General features: G+C 62.0%; 19 protein-coding genes. 2 read left to right on the top strand and 17 right to left on the bottom strand.

All coding sequences use genetic code 11. The features are described from left to right. Positions 1 to 9: 9 nt before the first annotated feature. From ACR0EZ_RS23850 to ACR0EZ_RS23780, 15 genes are all read right to left on the bottom strand, one after another. Positions 10 to 477: a hypothetical protein gene (locus tag ACR0EZ_RS23850; protein ID WP_480617282.1), complete on the bottom strand. Its 468-nt coding sequence runs from the start codon at positions 475 to 477 to the stop codon at positions 10 to 12. Positions 478 to 483: 6 nt separating this feature from the next. Next, complete coding sequence (locus ACR0EZ_RS23845; RefSeq protein WP_480617281.1) at positions 484 to 1,164, bottom strand: phage baseplate assembly protein V; 681 nt, start codon at positions 1,162 to 1,164, stop codon at positions 484 to 486. After that, positions 1,161 to 2,306: a phage late control D family protein gene (locus ACR0EZ_RS23840; RefSeq protein WP_480617279.1), complete on the bottom strand. Its 1,146-nt coding sequence runs from the start codon at positions 2,304 to 2,306 to the stop codon at positions 1,161 to 1,163. The genes ACR0EZ_RS23845 and ACR0EZ_RS23840 overlap by 4 nt, the downstream gene beginning before the upstream one ends. A 9-nt stretch (positions 2,307 to 2,315) precedes the next feature. Then, entirely contained in the window at positions 2,316 to 2,594 is a 279-nt protein-coding gene (locus ACR0EZ_RS23835) for a hypothetical protein (protein ID WP_480617278.1), read from the bottom strand. Positions 2,595 to 2,603: 9 nt separating this feature from the next. Further along, complete coding sequence (locus ACR0EZ_RS23830; RefSeq protein ID WP_480617277.1) at positions 2,604 to 3,290, bottom strand: hypothetical protein; 687 nt, start codon at positions 3,288 to 3,290, stop codon at positions 2,604 to 2,606. Beyond that, positions 3,290 to 3,574 carry a hypothetical protein gene (locus ACR0EZ_RS23825; RefSeq protein ID WP_480617275.1) on the bottom strand — a complete coding sequence of 95 codons (285 nt, stop codon included), beginning with the start codon at positions 3,572 to 3,574 and terminating at the stop codon, positions 3,290 to 3,292. The genes ACR0EZ_RS23830 and ACR0EZ_RS23825 overlap by 1 nt, the downstream gene beginning before the upstream one ends. Then, positions 3,571 to 5,451, bottom strand: coding sequence for an ATP-binding protein (locus ACR0EZ_RS23820; protein WP_480617274.1), 1,881 nt, complete (start codon positions 5,449 to 5,451; stop codon positions 3,571 to 3,573). Before ACR0EZ_RS23820 ends, ACR0EZ_RS23825 begins: the two co-directional genes overlap by 4 nt. Further along, on the bottom strand, positions 5,448 to 6,617 hold the full coding sequence (locus tag ACR0EZ_RS23815) for a Pvc16 family protein (protein ID WP_480617273.1): 1,170 nt from the start codon (positions 6,615 to 6,617) through the stop codon (positions 5,448 to 5,450). The genes ACR0EZ_RS23820 and ACR0EZ_RS23815 overlap by 4 nt, the downstream gene beginning before the upstream one ends. Before the next feature lie 3 nt (positions 6,618 to 6,620). Next, the gene (locus ACR0EZ_RS23810; protein ID WP_480617272.1) at positions 6,621 to 7,130 is read right to left on the bottom strand and encodes a hypothetical protein; all 510 of its coding nucleotides are present in this window, start codon (positions 7,128 to 7,130) and stop codon (positions 6,621 to 6,623) included. A gap of 544 nt (positions 7,131 to 7,674) precedes the next feature. Beyond that, positions 7,675 to 8,397 (bottom strand): hypothetical protein, encoded by a 723-nt coding sequence (locus ACR0EZ_RS23805; RefSeq protein ID WP_480617271.1) that lies wholly within the window; start codon positions 8,395 to 8,397, stop codon positions 7,675 to 7,677. A 34-nt stretch (positions 8,398 to 8,431) separates the two neighbouring features. Next, positions 8,432 to 8,932: a phage tail protein gene (locus tag ACR0EZ_RS23800; protein WP_480617269.1), complete on the bottom strand. Its 501-nt coding sequence runs from the start codon at positions 8,930 to 8,932 to the stop codon at positions 8,432 to 8,434. A 12-nt stretch (positions 8,933 to 8,944) separates the two neighbouring features. Next, a complete protein-coding gene (locus ACR0EZ_RS23795) occupies positions 8,945 to 10,492 on the bottom strand; it encodes a phage tail sheath family protein (protein WP_480617267.1) in 1,548 nt (515 codons plus the stop codon). A 660-nt stretch (positions 10,493 to 11,152) separates the two neighbouring features. Next, on the bottom strand, positions 11,153 to 12,475 hold the full coding sequence (locus ACR0EZ_RS23790; protein WP_480617266.1) for a metallophosphoesterase family protein: 1,323 nt from the start codon (positions 12,473 to 12,475) through the stop codon (positions 11,153 to 11,155). Continuing rightward, positions 12,476 to 13,330: a DUF4396 domain-containing protein gene (locus tag ACR0EZ_RS23785; protein WP_480617265.1), complete on the bottom strand. Its 855-nt coding sequence runs from the start codon at positions 13,328 to 13,330 to the stop codon at positions 12,476 to 12,478. It abuts the gene before it with no gap. Positions 13,331 to 13,385: 55 nt separating this feature from the next. Then, complete coding sequence (locus ACR0EZ_RS23780; protein ID WP_480617264.1) at positions 13,386 to 15,077, bottom strand: thiamine pyrophosphate-binding protein; 1,692 nt, start codon at positions 15,075 to 15,077, stop codon at positions 13,386 to 13,388. Positions 15,078 to 15,299: 222 nt separating this feature from the next. Between ACR0EZ_RS23780 and ACR0EZ_RS23775 the strand changes: the two genes are divergently transcribed. Then, on the top strand, positions 15,300 to 15,875 hold the full coding sequence (locus ACR0EZ_RS23775) for a TetR/AcrR family transcriptional regulator (RefSeq protein ID WP_480617263.1): 576 nt from the start codon (positions 15,300 to 15,302) through the stop codon (positions 15,873 to 15,875). Beyond that, the gene (locus ACR0EZ_RS23770; RefSeq protein WP_480617262.1) at positions 15,872 to 16,135 is read left to right on the top strand and encodes a hypothetical protein; all 264 of its coding nucleotides are present in this window, start codon (positions 15,872 to 15,874) and stop codon (positions 16,133 to 16,135) included. The genes ACR0EZ_RS23775 and ACR0EZ_RS23770 overlap by 4 nt, the downstream gene beginning before the upstream one ends. A gap of 125 nt (positions 16,136 to 16,260) precedes the next feature. Here ACR0EZ_RS23770 and ACR0EZ_RS23765 read toward each other — a convergent pair whose 3' ends face one another. After that, complete coding sequence (locus tag ACR0EZ_RS23765; RefSeq protein WP_480617261.1) at positions 16,261 to 17,238, bottom strand: HpcH/HpaI aldolase/citrate lyase family protein; 978 nt, start codon at positions 17,236 to 17,238, stop codon at positions 16,261 to 16,263. A gap of 29 nt (positions 17,239 to 17,267) precedes the next feature. Further along, positions 17,268 to 17,482 (bottom strand): NAD(P)-dependent oxidoreductase (locus ACR0EZ_RS23760; protein ID WP_480617260.1); only part of this gene is annotated, 215 nt, incomplete at its 5' end.

The raw sequence follows: 17,482 nt of genomic DNA, 5'->3' as shown, positions 1-17,482 counted from the left end.
GCGCTTTCCTCATAAGATCGGCCCTGCCAGTGCTGGCCCCACAGCCATGGTCGAGATGGCCATTATGAAGATCGCCAGCCCCATCATTTGCGCCCGAGTGTCGCGATCAAGCTCCAACACACTGAAAACAGTTGTAAAAACAGACTGGCCCAGAGGCGTTGCAACCGGGCCAGAGGACACCATCGGGCCAAAGACCTGTCCGGTCATGTAAAGCGCGACCCCATTGGCCAAAAGCGCACCCGAGGCCGCGGGGCTTTGTGCCGACAATGCCGGGGTTGCGATGTTCATCAGGATCGGTCTGGCCACTTGTGCCGTTACATTGGGAACGCCCAGAACCGACGCGGATTGAAACCAGTTCGCGACAACCTGCGAAAAGGCGTCGGCGCTTTGGGATACGCTGTCCGGATAGGGGCCGTCATCCCCCGGCAACCAGCTTGCGGCCAGCGCGTCAGCAAGTGCATTGGGATCAAGCGGCATCTTCGGTCACTCTGTCTTGGACACGCGGCTCAGATGGCTCGCGGTCATGGGTTGCGCCGGAGGGCCCGAGGGCCCGACCCCGGTGGGATGGGTGTGCGAATTAAAAAGCTGCATAAACTTGTCGCCCAGCACGAGTTTCTGGCCCGCGCTGTCGCCCAGTTTGATTTTGTCCGCCTTGATGGTGACTTCGCCCGAGGATGTGATGCGGATTTCAGCGCCTGCGGCCTCGGCCACCACGACAATGCCGCCCTCATCATCCATCGAGATCACATGGCCCGACGAGGTGCGCCAGACGTTCTGGCCGGGTCCGGCCGCGGTGTCGGCCCCTTCGGGAGCTTCCGACCCCGTGGAACTGCCAAGATCGTCCTGTCCGCCCGTGGATGACGGTGCACCCCAGAAAGTGCCTGACCAGATCGGGCGGGTGATGTCACCTGCCTCGAACTCGATCCACACTGTGTCGCCCACATCCGGCAGCGCGAAAAATCCGCGATTGTGCCCGCCGCCAACCGGGGCCGAAGGCGTGGCCCAGCCGGAAATCGTGTCTTCGCCCAGAACTTCGGGCACCTGTGCGCGAATACGGCCAACGCCGCTGGGGTCTTCCACATCGGTGACGACGCCGGGGTACTTCCCATAAAACCGGCTTTCGACAAGGGCGTGGAAGGCGCGTGCGAGTTCATCGAGCGTCATGCCGCAGGCTCCTCTTCAGCGGATTGCCCGAAGGCCTCGGAACCGGAGCGCCCCAGCGCATTGGTGATGGCAACAAAGGACTGCGTGAGTTCGCCTGCGACCATCAGCGTGCGTACCGACTGGACGTAGTAGATACCTGACAGGCGGTCCCCCACGCCTTTGATCAGCACCGGCTGGTGCGGTTTCAGCAGGTTCCGGTACAGGCCGGGGTCAAGCGCACCGCGTGCTTCGATTGCGTGGCTGTCACGTGACATCTGCCCGCGCCCATGTGCGTTGAGCGCCGTGTCGCGCGGGGCTGCGCCCCGCAGAAAGCGCTGCGCCGAGACTGAGGCGACGCGCCCCAGCCCGCCCGCGCTGGACCGGGTAAAGAGGTCTTCGCCCAGAACGGCCACGTCAGCCTCGGAATCGACCCTGACGAGCCGTTTGTTGAGCGTATCGATGGCTGCCCCTATGCGTTTGGCCGGGTGATTGTGAGAAATCTGGAAGTCGATCCATGTCAGGTTGGCCCCTTCGCGCAGGATCGTCAGATCGGCCTGCGGCGGGGCTTCCAGATCGGGCGGGCTGAAAACACAGATCGGAGTGCCGTCCGAGGGATCGGCCTTGAAGAAGACCGAATGGCCGTTGCGCTCGGCCAATGTCATCAAAAAGCGCCAATCCGTACTGCGCTGGACAAGAAGCTGATCGTCTTCGGCTGACTGTGCGTCGGTATCCGCTGCTTCGACCTCGATGCCGTAGCGGGCGGCGATTTCCCTGGCCACATCAGCATCTGTGGCGTCGGGATAACTTGCTGCGCGCTCTTCGGCGTCCATCAGGATCGCGGGATCGTGCGCCACGATATCCACATAGGAATTGGCCTCAATCGGCTCGAAATGCGGGCGTATATAGGCCAGATATCCCGTAAACACGCGGGCATCGCTGCCCCCCGGGGCTGCCAGCGACAAGGACAGCTCGGTGCCCGGTTCCATCCCGTCTGCATCCAGCAGCGGATAGGTGCCATCAGCCCCCTGAGCCAGTGCAAATCGCAACCGTAGCATGCCAACCGCATCGTCGCCCTGACGAAGTTCCAGTTCCGTGAGACGGGACAGCATATTGCCGCCAATGGCGGTGCCGTCGCGGTACAGAGCTATGCGTCCAGTGGCCATGTGTTCTCTCTACTTGTCCGGCGGGATGTTGATCTTGCGGCCCGGCTCCAGCGCGTCGAACGGATCAATCTGGTCCGATGCGTCAGCGATCTTCCAATGCTTGAGGGGGTCGCGATAGTAGCGGGCGGCCAGCGTATCCAGCCGGTCGCTGTCGGTAACCGTGGTGGAAAAAACCGATGGCCTGTCGTGGCGATGGGTGAGCCCGACAAGCTCCACATCCGAGCCGTCTGCGCGCTTCCATGCGACGCGGGGGGATTTTTCGTATCGGCTTTTGCGATCAATGGACATTTGCGGCCCCTAACCCGGCAGGCTGATATTGGCCCCTTGCGAGGCGGTGGTATCAAGATAGACGCGCGCCATCTTGCGGCGGTTGTCGGCGGTGAATTTCAGGGATGAGGCCACGCGGGTATTGTCGCGCGCATCGCCCTCGCCCAGCGTTTCAAACGAGACTTCGACTTCGGCCCGTGTCGGATAAAGCTGGCCGTTGAAGAACTGTTCATTGATCGCCATGCCCGTGATCTTGACCGGCACAACGCGGCGTTCGCCCCAGACAAACAGCACCATGGGCCGCCGCCCGCGCGCGCGGGTTGGTTCGCTCCCGTCCGAGGGCTGGTCCGTCTCGCTTTCGGTGGGGTGCATCAGGTCTTCCAGCGCAGATATCTCGGGCAGAATGCCGTACTCGACCGGCATGTTTTTCGACCGTTCCTCGCGAAAGGCGAGGTCAAAGCGCAGCGTGATCGAAAACGCTTCTTTCAGGCTGCCGCTGTCCGCATCCGCCCCCTGATCGGCAGAGTTGCCATCGGAACCGCCGCCGCCTGCCTGCGCGCCTTGCCCCTCGGCCTGTTCAATCGAAAGCTGGCGGCTGAGGTCCTCGGGGTTGAAACGGAACGGGATAAAGCGCGAGATCTGGTTGGCCTCGCTGCCCGTGTCCTGATCGAACACTGCCAAAGCGCCCTGCTGGAAGGAAATCGTGTCATCAGCCATCAGTCCGTCCTCCCTGCGGCGTCGATCTGAGCAAACATCGCCTCGGCCACGCGATGGGCACCGCGTTCGCCAAGCCAGTCATCGGGACTAAGATCGCCGATTATCATCTGTTCGATGGCGAAACCCAGTGCACGCGGGTCGCGCGCATATGGCGACGCGGCCAGCTTGTCGCCCAGCACGTTCAGGGCGGCGCGCAGGGTTTCCTCGATCCGCGCGGCATCTTCGGGCCGGCCTTCGGCGTCAATGCGGACAGAACCGATATCGAGCATCAGCGGGCGGGTCATTGCATTCCCTCCACAAATTCGGCGAATGGGCCAAGGTCTTTCCGGCCGCGTGGCAGACCGGATTTTTCCAGTTCGCGGATCAGAGCGCGGGCCAGATGATCGGGCCCGAGCCGCGCATTGTCGGCGGCTGCCAGATGCGCTGCCGCAACAGCCGCGTTCCGTATGTTGCCGCCGGACAGACGGAACCGCTGGGCCAGTTCTTCGATATCCAGTGCCTCGTCCCGCCAGGCGGCTGAAGGCAGGTTGCGGTCCCAGAGGATCTGCCGCTCGGACCGCGACGGCATCGGGAACTCCACGACAAAGCGAATGCGGCGCAGGAAGGCTGGATCGAGGTTGGATCGCAGGTTGGTCGCCAGGATCATGACCCCGTCAAAGCTTTCCATCCGCTGCAACAGGAACCCGACCTCGATATTGGCGTAACGGTCATGGGCGTCTTTAACTTCCGAGCGTTTGCCGAAAATCGCGTCAGCCTCGTCGAAAAACAGCACGCCGTGCCCGGCTTCGGCCTCATCGAAGACACGGGCCAGAGCCTTTTCCGTCTCACCAATGTATTTTGACACCACCTGGCTCAGATCGATGCGATAGAGGTTAAGCTTTAGCGCGTTGGCCAGACACCGCGCGGCAAAGGTTTTACCCCCGCCCGGCGGGCCGGAAAACAGCAGCGACAACCCCCGCGCATCGGCGGAATCCCGTGTAAGGCCCATATCCGCCCAGACACGTGCGCCATGCCGATGCCAGTTGACCGCATCATCCAACTGGCGCCGGTTTTCGGGGCGCACGACAAGGTCATCCAGTGTCACATCGCTTTGAATGCGGGTCACCGATGGCCCCATACGGCGCGCGCCGTCATTCAGAACGGCCTCGGCCAGCGCATCCGCGTCGGGCGCCGGGGTTGGAACGCCATTTGCCGGATGGCGGATCGACATGATCACCTCGGCCTCTTTTTGTGCTGCGCGGATTTCCGGCAATGTCAGGTGAAACCGGCGGGCCAGGTGCGCCCGGTCCTGCTCGGGTAGCGGGACGGTTGACCAGAGCGCTTGCAGATCGCGTGACCCGGGTTCGGGGGCATCGACGGCTGCAAAGCCGGGATGTTCGAACCGGAACGGCGCGATCACCGCAAATCCGTCGGGCGGCAGGCTGGGAACCTGAACCGTATCAAAAAGATCGATGACCGTCAGCGCGCCATCCGCGCTGACCGGTGCAGTTTGGTTCTCGCCCCACCGGAAAAACTGCACATTGCGGCCTTGAACACCTGCCAGATCAAGGGCGAATTGCCGCGCGATCCGGCGTGCGCGCGCCCTGATCCAGACAGCGCTTTGCGCCTGCAACAGGTCCGACGCGGTGCGGGCCGCGCGGGGAAACAGGACGATTTCAGGCTTGGTTTCGACGTCTTGCGCATGTTGTGCCGCCTTGACCCCGAACAGAATTCCTGAATGTTCCGGTGTAAGGCGCAACCCGTGCTGCGCAAGGGGCAGGGCACTGCCGGCAGGCTCGACCCGGGCGATCATCCCTGTGGCGTGCAGCGGGCTGCCGGACAAAGCAAGCGTCAGGGCTGTGTCGTAATCCGCGCCCAGCCCGGCACAGGCGATACGGGCAAAACTGGCCGGAGTCGGCAGCATAAGCCGCGCATCTTCGGCGAGAATGGAAAACCCCGCAGCGGCATCCGGGTGCCGCTCGGACGCGGCAAGGGCGGCCAGCAACCAGTCTTGCAATTCAGCCCTGGGCGCGGCTTTGGCCAGCAGGTCCCACCCGAAAACATGGTCCGAGAACGGTATGCGCGGATCGACAGGCGCGTTGTCGGGCAGACGCACAAGGCATTCCGCAGCGTAGATGACGGCGCGGCGCATCCAGTCTGTCTGTTGCTCGAACAAGGTCATGTTGTGACCTCCAGCAGGATGAACGGCGTAAAGAGTCCCGTGGCCATGCGCAGGCTGACGCGATGGGGCACCGCGCGCAGTCCCGCCCCGGTCAGCGAGGCGGCATTCAGCGTGATCGACCCGGCGGCCAGACTGTCGGGCGGCAGATCAATGACTTCATCCGGGACGCGAATTCCCGCGTCGGGCCACAGGAAAACACGTGATGTATCGCCCAGATTGCCGCCGCTCAGGGTCAGGTTGCCGCCCAAAACATGCGGCACCAAAGGCGCGTCCAACCCCGGGGTTGTCGCGGGCTCTACCGTGACAGGCTCCGGGTCCGACCCGGTCTGATCGCCCCGGATGACGGCATCAAAGTCACTAGCAGGATCTGCAGCCGGGTAGGTGGCCCAAACCCGTCCGACAGCGTCTGGGCGTGCAATCTCCGTTGGCCCGGCGGGGGTGTTGGCGAAGGTAAACTCGGCAGCCCCGATGCGCAGGCTTTGCGCATTCCCGGCCTCGGCGGTTTCCAGCATGATGCGGCCTCCTGCCCGGACGCGGCGCGGTATGGCGCGCAGAATGCGGGCGGGTGCGATCGGGCGCACATCACCCAGACGCACCCCGCCCGGTTGCACCACATCGGGTGCCGGTCGCGGTGCGCTCAGGCGTACAAGCTGGATCGGCCCGACCTCGAACAATGCCCAGGGGCGATGGCGCATTTGCAGAGGCGTGTAGATTTTCTCCATCAAATCCGCCGCCGTGGGCACGAAGACAACCGTCAGGTCGCCCTCACCGCCGGACGGATCATTTTCCGGCGTTGCCGGATCGTCCGCCAATGGCAATTGCAGCACCGGGCCGGTTTCAAAAATCTGGATCGCCTGACCCAGACGGTTGATGGCCTGAGCCGGTTCGCCCGCGTCGGTCGCGCCATAAGCCGTGACCAGATAAAACCCGCTGAGTGAAACCGGAGGAGGCTCTTCCGTCCCGTCGGTGCCCACTATCCAGGGATCGTTGCGATGTGTTGGCTGAGGCGTCACCCACATCAACGACACCCGCATCGCCTCGGCCGAACTTGTCGCTGTTTCCAGAGGCGGCGCTGCGATGACATCCGTCAGGGCCGGGGACAGGTTGCGCCGCAGGTATCCGGCCAAGGCCTGACCGACATCGTGAAGATTGGCAAAAACCGCCATCACCTAACCCTCTCCAAAGCCCGGCAGGGGGATGGCGTGGGCCATCGGTGCCCGCCGGGCAGTTTTAAGCCGGGCAGGGGCCGATTTCGGAGACTGAATCGAGATATTCACGGACCCGACTTCAATTCGCACCGCAGGCGGTGTCGGTTGTTGCGTCGGTCGCGGTGCGGTTTCGGCCTCGGGTCCGGGCCGGGGGCTGGCCGGGGCCGCAACGGGTGCCGTGGCAGCCGGTTTGGCTTCAACAACCGGGACGGGTGGGGCCGGGTCCGGTACAGGAGCGGAGGGTTGGCTTTCGTTGGCGAGCGCGGGCTCGGGTGCTGAAATTGGCGTGGGCAACTGATCATCGCCCAAATCCTGCGCCACGGGGCGGATCGCATCGGAGGGCTCTGCAGGAGTTTTGCCTTCTGCGGTGGGTCGGCGTTTCTCGGGGTCGGTGGAGCCGTGTTGCTGCGGGTGTGGCGCGGGCCCGGCGCGACCATCCACCCGAGAGCGGGGTACTTCAGTGGCTTGCACAGAAGCCGGTCGCTCTGCCGCGTCAGCATGTGTTGACACCGGTTTTCGGTCAGGCATCTCAGCCGGATCAGGCATCACAATCCGCTCGACCCGGTCGGGCGTGGCAAAACGCACCATCCGGTCGATAGGCTGGTTCTGGCGTTGCTCTTCTTTTGAACGCGTGAGTGATGGCGGCTGGACCGGCGCAGCTTCGTCCCCGGAAGGCAGGGGATCGGGCGCGGCGGAACGGGGGTGTAGTTCTTCTGAAGAAACTTGTGGAGGTCGCGACTGAACTTTGTCGTCGACGGCGGGTGGTGCAGGCGGCGGAGGGGTAAGGACATGTCTTTCGATGGCAGGCTGAACTGACTTGTCCAAGGCGGGCGCTTCGGAAACTGCCGAACTATCGGCTGGCGCTGATGCTTCAGCCGTTACGGCCATTTCTTCTTTTTCAGAAGATAATCTCTGGCTCGCTGGTCGCACTGTTTGCGGAAGGGCCTCGCGCTGTCCGGGAATAACCGGAGACAAGATGCGCGCAAGACGCGGGCCCAGCTCGGCCATTGTCGGATCAACGCCGGACATCTTGAACCTCAATCTGCAAAATGTCGCGCTCAATCCGGTCCAGATAAGACAGTCGGCGTTGGCGGGGCAGGTCCAGAATATCCGCTTCCGACCAATGGTAAGCCCGGGCGATCATATGGACCTCGTCCAGCAGCTTGCGCGCGTCTGCCATGCGCGCCTCGGAAACAAACCTCTGAATATCAAAAGGCTGCACAATTTCCGCGCCGCATTCGGTGCAGGATGTCGCCAGTTGTACATCCAGCCCGGTCAGCGCCTTTTCCAGTGTCGAGACCGCCTCGGACGCCTTGTCCGACGCCAGAATGTCTGCCGCCCATTTCTCGGTCCGGCCTGTTGCCTCGGCGAGCAGAAGGCGCAGGCGCCCGGGCGCATCCGTCAGGGCTTCCGCCGCTTTCAGATGTGACAGCCGCAACGGACGGGTGGTTTTGCCCTCGAATTCAGGCGGCTTCTGATCGGTGTCCCGTGGCAGATCATCTACCCCGAAAATCAAAGCCACCCCCTCGCCACAGCCCGGGCAGGTCAGTTCGGCATGCACGCGCAAGCCCGAGGCCGCACGATGCACGTCAAGCAGGCAGCTTTCCCATTCCGCTATCGTCGGATCAGCCCCGGCGTCCAGCACGCCAAGCCCGATGGCCAGCTCCGCCAGCTTTGCAGCGTCGCCATCTGCCTGCGCAAGAAAGCGCATTTCCTGTCGACCGGTGATCTGGTTCATCTCGTAGTCCCACCCGAAAGGCGTAGAACCCGGTTCAGGTTTCCGTCGGTTCAGTCACGGAATTATCGACTTCAAATGCCTCGCACTCTAGTTTAAGCGTTTCGATGGCGACCGCGTTGGCATTTGCGTCGAATTCTGGCAAAGCCTGAAATTCGCTGACCCAGGCCCGGCGCAGGTTAATCGCCATCACCGGCGTCGCCTGCATGTTATGCACGACGATTCGCACGGTTTTGCGGTATTGCAGCAGGGAATTCGCCGCGGCCCCGTCGGGGTTATGCACCTGATTGGCCCAGTCCAGAAACTGCCTGTCATGGGTCAGGCCGCGTTCCAGCGTAACGGGCTCTATCTTGGTGCGACCGGGCATTTTTCGCACAATTCCGCTGTCGCCGGCGGCGCGCCATTCAATAGCTTCGGTCATCCGTTTGACAGCCGACATCTTGGACAAGGCAGCGACAACCTGGCCATCCCAGACCACCTGAAACCGGAAATTCTTGTAAGGATCGATCCGGTGCGCATTCACGTTAAACATGGGCATTGGAGCGCTCCTTTAGGATGTTGCGGTTTTCTGGGACAACGTGACAATCACGAACTCGGCCGGGCGCAGCGGGGCAAAGCCAACCTGCACATTCACGATCCCGGCGGCCTGATCGTCAGGCGTTGTGGTGTCACTGTCGCATTTGACAAAATACGCCTCGCGCGCGGTTTCTCCGGCAAAGGCGCCATTGCGGAACTGGGCGTCCATGAATGCACCGATGGATTCCCGCAATGCAGCCCAGAGCGTTTCGTCATTGCCTTCGAAAACCGCCCATTGAATGCCGTTGTAGATCGAGCGGCGCAGGAACATCGCGGTTCGACGGACGTTGATGTATCGCCATTCGGTTGTGGGCCGGCGCGTGCGCGCGCCCCAGACGACCCGGCCCGCGCCCGGCACCGTTCGCAGGGCATTCAGCCCGTGGGGGTTCATCCTGTCCTGTTCGCGGTCAATGATGTTGAAGTCAATTCCGGTGGCACCGGCAACTGTGGCTTCGACACCCGCGGCAGCCTTCCACACCCCCCGGCGGCCATCGGTCCGGCCATAAAGCCCGGCGACGTGGCCGGCGGCAGGAATTGCAAGCTGCGGATTGCGGCCCAGCCCAACCGGATCACCCACCACGATACGCGGCCAGTAAAGCCCAAGATGGTCGGACGCGTTGATGTTGTTGCGGGCTTCGCTGACCGCAGCGCCAACCGGATCCGTTTCGGCAGTAGAGCGTGGAGCATCCGCCACAAGGAACAGATCCCGTTGCGGGCGCGTCTCGACATAGGCCAAAAGCGCATTGAGGATGCCATTATGCTCTGCCGCGTTTGCTGCGTTCAGCATCAGGTCGGACCCGCTGACAATCAGCGCTGCATCATCCAATCCATCGAGGGCCGCGAGGGCTGCCGCATATGCTGTGGCTGCAACAGCCGCATCACCGCCGGTTCCCGATGCCAGGGGTGTTCCCGGCGGGGTTGCGGTTGGATCGCCCTCGTTACCCGGCCTGAAGATATCCGTTCCGTTCCAGCGTATGTAAGAGGAACGCGCCAGCTGATCGACAAGGTATTTCTCGTCCAGTGGATCGGCGGACAGGCCCTCGAACGTTTCCACTTCGGTAGGGTTCGCTTCGCCCGGTGCCTCGTAGTAGACATGCAGGTTGAACCGGGCCGCATCTCCATCCGTTGAATCCGCGATGGCGATACGCACGTTGTTGCCCCAAACCCCCGGCGCATTGGCGTCGATGGCCGCACTGTCGGTGCCATCCGTGACTGCAAGGGTCGAGGTTGCGTTGGTGCCGCTGACCAGCCTGAGCACGTAGGCCCGCGGCCCGCCATTGTCGAAAAAGCCCTGAACCGCGAAGGGCATGAACAGCCGCGCGGTTGTGGTTGTTGCGTCCAGACGCGAATATCCGCCAAACATGCGCTGATACTGGATCGCGCTTGTGATCGGTGTTGGCCCAACGGGCCCGCGTTCGGTTTCTCCGACAAATATGGTGACGGCTGTTGGGGCCGCCTCGATTGCCCGCGCGCCGCCTGGCGCTTCACGGACATAGACTCCGGGCGTCAAAGGTGTGGTCATTCCAAGGCCTCTCAATTATGCGGGCCCGAAGGAAACAGTCTGTACTAATGCGCTCAAAATTCGATTTATGGTTGTACATTAAGAGTGAACCATAGGTTGCACAGTTGCTACCTTTTCGGGAATCGCTGGCGGGAATCTGCCGATAGGTTCTGGTTGCAGCCAGCCCCAACCGGCACTGAACTCGCGCCGCCCAATTGTCTTACCAATTGAAACAATAAACTAATTTTGAAGTAAACTGGTCAGATCTGTTTCAATTTTCCCAACGGCTGACGTTTATCCAGGCTCCAGATTCATTGATTTTGAGAGCCGAAAGTTCGCGGCCGTGACGAGAAATTGCCTGAGTTACGGATTGGAAGACGCCATGCTAGGGCAGGGTATCGCGATTTCAGCCTGCCCTGACACAATCGGCACATATGAGATCCGGGAGGCCTAGCAATGAGTGTGTTCTACGATCCGATCCAAAAGGCGATCTACGAAGCGTTGGTTGCCGCAGGGGACATGCGTGTCGCTGCTGTCCGCCGTTGTGGCCGAAGTGATGCAATCGCATCTGCTTTCGGTGTTAAACGCCATGCTGCGGGACAGTACCTATGGTCAGCCCCAAAGCCTGACAAGAGCATAGTCCAGACCCTTTTCGCAGCCCGCCGTTGTGGTCCCGGGTCATTAGCAGGACAGCGTGCGGCCTGTCAGGCGGCAGCGGTTTCGCACATTTCCGGTTGCGTCAATTGCCTCCATCGACCAGCCGCCATTGGCTTGCCGGGTCAACATCAGAAAGCCGAAATCGCCATTGTTGGCCACGACGCTTGCCAGGCGTCCGGCAATTTCAACATCGGTGGTAACGCCCGTCGGCATCGGATCAAGCTGGGTGCCGCCGTTGCCGCTGATGCCCTGCACCGGCCCGTCCCGCAAGTCGATGGCCTGAAAAGCGTGAATATGGCCCGACAGGATCAGGTTCACCCGGTCCGGGATGGCCTGAGCAAACGCTGCGCGCTGGGTGTCGTCGCCGTCGATCAGCTCCCCGAAGGCCCGCATTTTGACCCAAAGGGGCCGATGGGTCAGTAGCCAGGTTTCGCCGCTGGTCTTTGCAAACATATCCCTCGCCATCTGCGCGTAGACGTTCAACAAGGCGGGGTTGCTTTCTGCGGCGGGGCCGGCCGCGGAGTCGAAGGAGATCAGGTCAAGACCGTTGACCGAGGCGATCCAGGGGTCGGTCACAGCCGGACAGACCGAAGGCACGGGCCCGGATGCGAAATAGCGGAACCAGCCCTTGTTGCTGCGCTGGCAACTTTCGTGATTGCCTCTCAGAAACACAAACGGTGCGCTCTGGAACAGGCGTTCTGCCGGGTCCAGCCAGTCTACGGACCAGGTCGGAAACGTGTCGCCAAAGGCTGAGCCACCGCATTTCTCCGCATCCGGGCATTCTGCCGCCCGGTAGAGGTAGTCGCCGACGTGAATGACCAGATCCGGCGATCTGGTTGCGATGTCCGCCGCGATCGTTTTCAGCGGCCACGCCGCCGGATCATTGCAGGCCTGCACCCGGCCGCGCCGGATGCGGCACCCGGTGTCTCCGATCACGGCAATACGCTGAACGTCTGTGCTCAGCGTTGGCAGCGTTGCGCCGTCGAGGGTGATCTGTTGCGGGGATTTCCGCGTGCGATGCTCGCAGACGATTTCCGGAAACAGATCGTCTGGTGGCGCACGCAGGGTCATGGCGACCGGCCGGCCGTCGATCTGCAATAAGGGGCAGTCGGGCGATGTTGAGGTTGCGCGGATAACAATGTTGCCGTCAGGCCCAAGCTGAACCCAATGATGCAGCACGTCTGCGGCAGAGGGCAGGGCCGCGCAACACAGCCAGACCCAAGCCGACAAAACGATGGAAGCGGTCCTGACCAATACGCGGGCACCCCTTTCGAACGGTGCTGTAAATCTACGGGCGCGGCCCCGGAAGTCCAGCGGGTTGCCCTGTTGCCGCCCTGACCGGGTCATTCAGAACGTGATCGGCATAAATCTTGATGTCAGCCAAAGCGCTGCAATCAGGATAGCGTAGGTTGACAGAACCCAGACCGTTGCCGTCCCGGTGGGCAGGCTGTTCATGCTCATGTGATGGTGGCCCGCCATGTGATGCCCGCCTTCCCCGCCCATGTCACCGTGTTCCAAAGGTGCATGCCCCATTTTGGGTGCAGGACCATCAGCGCCCGGAAGCGTCATGCAGCCGTGTTTGAGGTGGTTTGCCACCAGCCACCGGTTGATCGGAAAGGCGACAACCGCGCCGACAATGGTGGCCAGGCTCATGCGGAACCAGAATTGCGGGCTAAGCGGGTCTTCGGACCCCGGCCACGCAGCCGCAAGCAGAACCATCGTAGGGATCATTCCGGTCATCACCATGTTCATCGACACGGTTTCCGCAAAGAACGTCTTGCGAACAGCCTGCCCGTAGCTTCCGAACATTGGCCTCATCATCAGGGCCTGAAAGATGAACAGGCCGGACACGAAGCCAAAGGCGTATTCGACAGTGATGTCCCAGCCATTCGACAGGGCCAGAAAATGAACAAGGATGGCGGCAAAAATGATGCCGGTGGCATCCCCGGCCACGCAGTGCATCTCGCTGTTGATCCCCTGTTTCCAGATCGCGCGCGTGTATTGGTCATGACCGCCCGGAAAGGGGCGGCGACAGGCCAGCAGGTAGAAGAACAGGCCGACTGGGCCGGTGTAGAGCGTGACCAGGATCCAGGCGGCCCGTTGCACCCAGCTGGTCACGCCGTTGCTGATCGAATCCCAGATGACAAAGCCCACACTGGCACCGGTGAGCAGAAACCACACCAGCATCGCGCCATTCAGCATATCGGTTCCTCCTGCCCTGTCGAACGGGTGCGCCGGTGTGTTCCGGGTTTACACCTTACCTGCAGCGGTTGGGCCGGCCGTTGTTCCGCGCGACCTGATTGCCCCATCGCAGCAGGTTTACGTTGCAATCGTCCCTGTCGATCTGAACTTCGATCAGGCACAGACCGTCATGACCCATGGCCTTGGTGATCGCCGCGTCCAACTCGCCCTCGGTGGTGACCCGGCATCCCCAGGCGTTGCCCTCACCGGCGCTGAACACGTCGATCAGACCGGCGTAGTTCCAATTCTTTATGGTGTTGTAGGGGCCATCGTGGATTTCGACCTCGATGGTGTAGCCGCCATTGTTGATCAGGAAAATGATCGGCTTTGCGTCATAGCGGATCACCGTCGAAATCTCTTGCGCGGTCAGTTGAAACGACCCGTCCCCGATGCATGAGATCAACCGGCGATCGCGGTTGCCCAACGCATATCCAAGCGATGCGCCGACGGACCAGCCGATCGATCCGTATTGCATCTGGATTTCGAACCGGGTGCCCTCGGGCAGGGTGGTTTCCATTCCGTTGAACCATGAATCCCCGGTCTCGACCAGCAGCGTGCTGTCTTGATTCAGCATCTTCTGCACCCGGGCAAAAAGCTGGCGCACGGTGACCGGTGTGTTGGGGGCACCGGGGTCCGGCGGGCTTTGTTCGGTCCGGACCCGTTCGAACGCCGTGACGGCCGCCTTGTTCGGCGTCAGCTTGTCGGTCAGGGCATCGAGAAACTCATCCATGCGGACATTGCTGAAATGCGTATCGCCCAACTGAATAGAGGTGGGATGAACCATGACCGCCTTGCCGGGATCAAAGCCAAGCTGGTGACCCGTCGTGGTGTAATCGGTGAACACCGGGCCGACGAACAGCAAACCATCTGCGGCATCCACGATCTCGCCGCAGCCCGGTGTGCTGACCGGGCCCCAGTAGATGCCCATGAAGCTTTCATCCGTTTCCGACAGAAAGCTCTTGGCATTGGGCATCGAGGCAAGCGCATAGTCACAGGCGGTTGCAAGCTTGCGCAACGGGCGTTCTGCCTGACCGGCCCGCACCTTGCTGCCCGCGACCAGAACGGGCCGCTCTGCCGCGTTCAGGAAGTCGGACACTTGCGCCACCGCAGTTGCCAGCGTGTTCGGGTCGCTGTTGGGTTGCCGGGCGAAACTGCGCGGCACGGGGGCGGATGTGGGCGCACCCGCGATGTTCGAGGCGATCTCAATGTACACCGGTTTGCGCCGCAGCATTGCCGTGTCGATCGCCCTGTCGATCGCCACAGGTGCCAGCGAGGGGTGGTGAATGGTGACGGCCTCGGCGGTGACGCGGGCGAAAATTTCGCGCTGGTAATCATAGTCGACCTCTCCGAGCGTATGATGCAGGTATTCCCATTCGGCTTCGGAGTTTGTGTTCGGCCCGCCGGAAATCGCGATCAGCGGCAGGTCTTCGGCATAGGCGCCCGCGACGGCGTTCAACAGGCTCAGTCCCCCGACCGAATAAGTGACCACTGCTGCCGAGGGCCCTCCGGTCGCGCGGGCGTATCCGTCTGCGGCGTAGCCCGCATTGAGCTCGTTACAGCAAGAGATCATGCGCAGGTCCGGATTGCTCAGCAATTCGTCCAGAAGAACCAGATTATAGTCACCGGGAACTACGAAATAGTCTGCAATTCCGGCCTCTTGCAGTCTTTTTGCCAGATATGATCCGACGGTCCAGTGTTGGGGTGCCATGCCAGTAATCCAATGCCAGTTGAAAAATGAACTGCCCGTAGCTTATGCGCGAAAGCCGGATTCACAAACCCAACAGGGTCGCGCCGGGTGGTTCCCCAGAGTATCCGAACCGGAAATCGGCCCTGTTGGTGTCGAAAGATAAACTGTCAACGTTGACAAATTAGGGTGAATTGCTATGTCTCGGCGGGCACGATCAAAGGGATGCACATGGCAAGACCCTCGATGAAAGATCAAAGATCGCACGAGATCCTCGAGGCCTACCTTACCTGCGTGGCGCGGTTCGGACTTGAGGGCGCGACACAAGAGCGGATTGCCGGTGTGGCCGGGGTAAAGCGCCCGCTTCTGCGCCACTATCTGGGCAACAAGGATGAGATGATCTCTGCCCTGGCCGCTTATGTCGTTGCCGGGTTCGCTGCATCGCTGGACGGGCTGCGCCGGGCCTTGCCAGCGGGGGCCGCGCCGTCTGACCTTGTGGACGCGCTGTTTGCGGAAAACAGCGACACCGACCCGCGCCTGATGCTGGCTTATCAGGCGCTGGTGACAACCGTTCCAGATCGCCCGGACCTGCGGCAGGCGCTGATGGACAGCCTGACCGACTTTCTTGATGTGGTCGAGGATATCCTCAGACGCGCGGCCCCCGATGCGGCGGACACAACCGTTCGCGCGGTGACGCAGGGCATCTCGGCAATCTTTGTCAGCTTGGACGCCCTGTCCCCGCTGGACGCGCCCGAGGATTGGCGGGCGGAATTGAAACTGGCGGCCTCGCTGCTGGCGTCGACGCTGGAGACCACGCCATGAGCCGCGCCAGAACAGCGAATTATATCGCCCTGCCCATCCTGCTGGTCGCCACGGCGCTGGGTCTGTACTGGGTCTGGGGGCTGCTGTTCGTCTGGTGGATCGTCCCGACCGTCATGAGCGGACAGGCCTTTCTGGTCTTCCAAATCAACCGCGCCGAGGACCCGGTTCTGTTTTGGGTCATCGTTGCCCTGTGGGCGGTATTCGGCCTGATGATGATCGCCGCCAGCCTGTTTCCCCAATACGCGCACCTGCTTGTCTGAGGGGCATGTGAGACCCTCTGCCGGGTGCTGGACTTCCAACACCCGACAGAACCTGCGCGCCGCCCCGGCAAAGCGATGTTCCCGTCACCCGGTCCCGCAAATTGATGGCCGCTTTTCCCAAACGCTCAGGCTGCCGCAATCTGGCGGGCTTTTTCCACCATGACCTCGGCCTGACGGATCGAGGCATAGTCGATCAGGCGACCGTCCAGCGACACCGCGCCCTTGCCTGCGGCTTCGGCCTCGGCCATCGCCTCGAGAATGCGCTGCGCCTTGGTGACTTCGGCGTCGCCAGGCGACATCACCTCGTTCGCCAGGGCGATCTGGCTGGGGTGGATGGCCCATTTGCCCTCGCAGCCCAGAACGGCGGCGCGTTTGGCGGCGGCCCTATAGCCGTCGGGGTCCTGGAAATCACCAAACGGCCCGTCGATGGGGCGCAGACCATTGGCGCGCGCGGCCACCACCATGCGGGCCAACGCGTAATGCCACATATCGCCCCAATGGGTCAGGCGGCCTCCGTCCGCGTCGGCGTCGGTCAGCACCGAGTAATCCGGGTTCACGCCACCGATAATGGTCGTCCGCGCGCGGGTCGAAGCGGCATAGTCGGCGACGCCGAAATGCAGGCTTTCGTTGCGTTTCGACGCGGCTGCGATCTCGCTGACATTCTGCATGCCAAGGGCGGTTTCGATGATGTGTTCGAACCCGATCCGTTTCTTGTAGCCCTTGGCGTCTTCAATCTGCGTCACCAGCATGTCGACCGCATAAACATCGGCTGCGGTGCCGACCTTGGGGATCATGACCAGGTCCAGCCGGTCACCGGCCTGTTCGACCACATCGACCACATCGCGGTACATGTAATGGGTGTCCAGCCCGTTGATCCGGACCGACATGGTCTTGGCGCCCCAGTCGATCTCGTTCAGCGCCTGAATGATGTTCTTGCGGGCCTGTTCCTTTTCGTCCGGCGCAACCGCGTCTTCCAGATCGAGGAAGATCACGTCCACATCCGATTTGGCGGCCTTTTCGAACATGCCGGGCTGGCTGCCCGGAACGGCCAGTTCGCTGCGGTTCAGACGGGCAGGTGCTTGGTCGATGGAATGAAAGCTCATGGGGTTTGGTCCTTTGAAACAGAGATAGGTCAGATGACGCGGTCACGGGGCGGGCGACCCGCGAAGAAGTCGCAGAGGTTGTCGAGCACCCGGAACCCCATCGCATCGCGCGCCTCACGCGTGGCGCTGCCCAGATGCGGCAGCAACACCAGGTTGTCGCACTGCAGCAGGTCCGGGCTGATCCGCGGTTCGCCGTCGAACACATCCAGCGCCGCGCCGCCGATCATGTCGAAAGACAGCGACT

Source organism: Ruegeria sp. AK4 (assembly GCF_056541025.1).
Note: the sequence above shows the minus strand (reverse complement) of the source record. Positions and strands in the feature narration are given on the sequence as shown.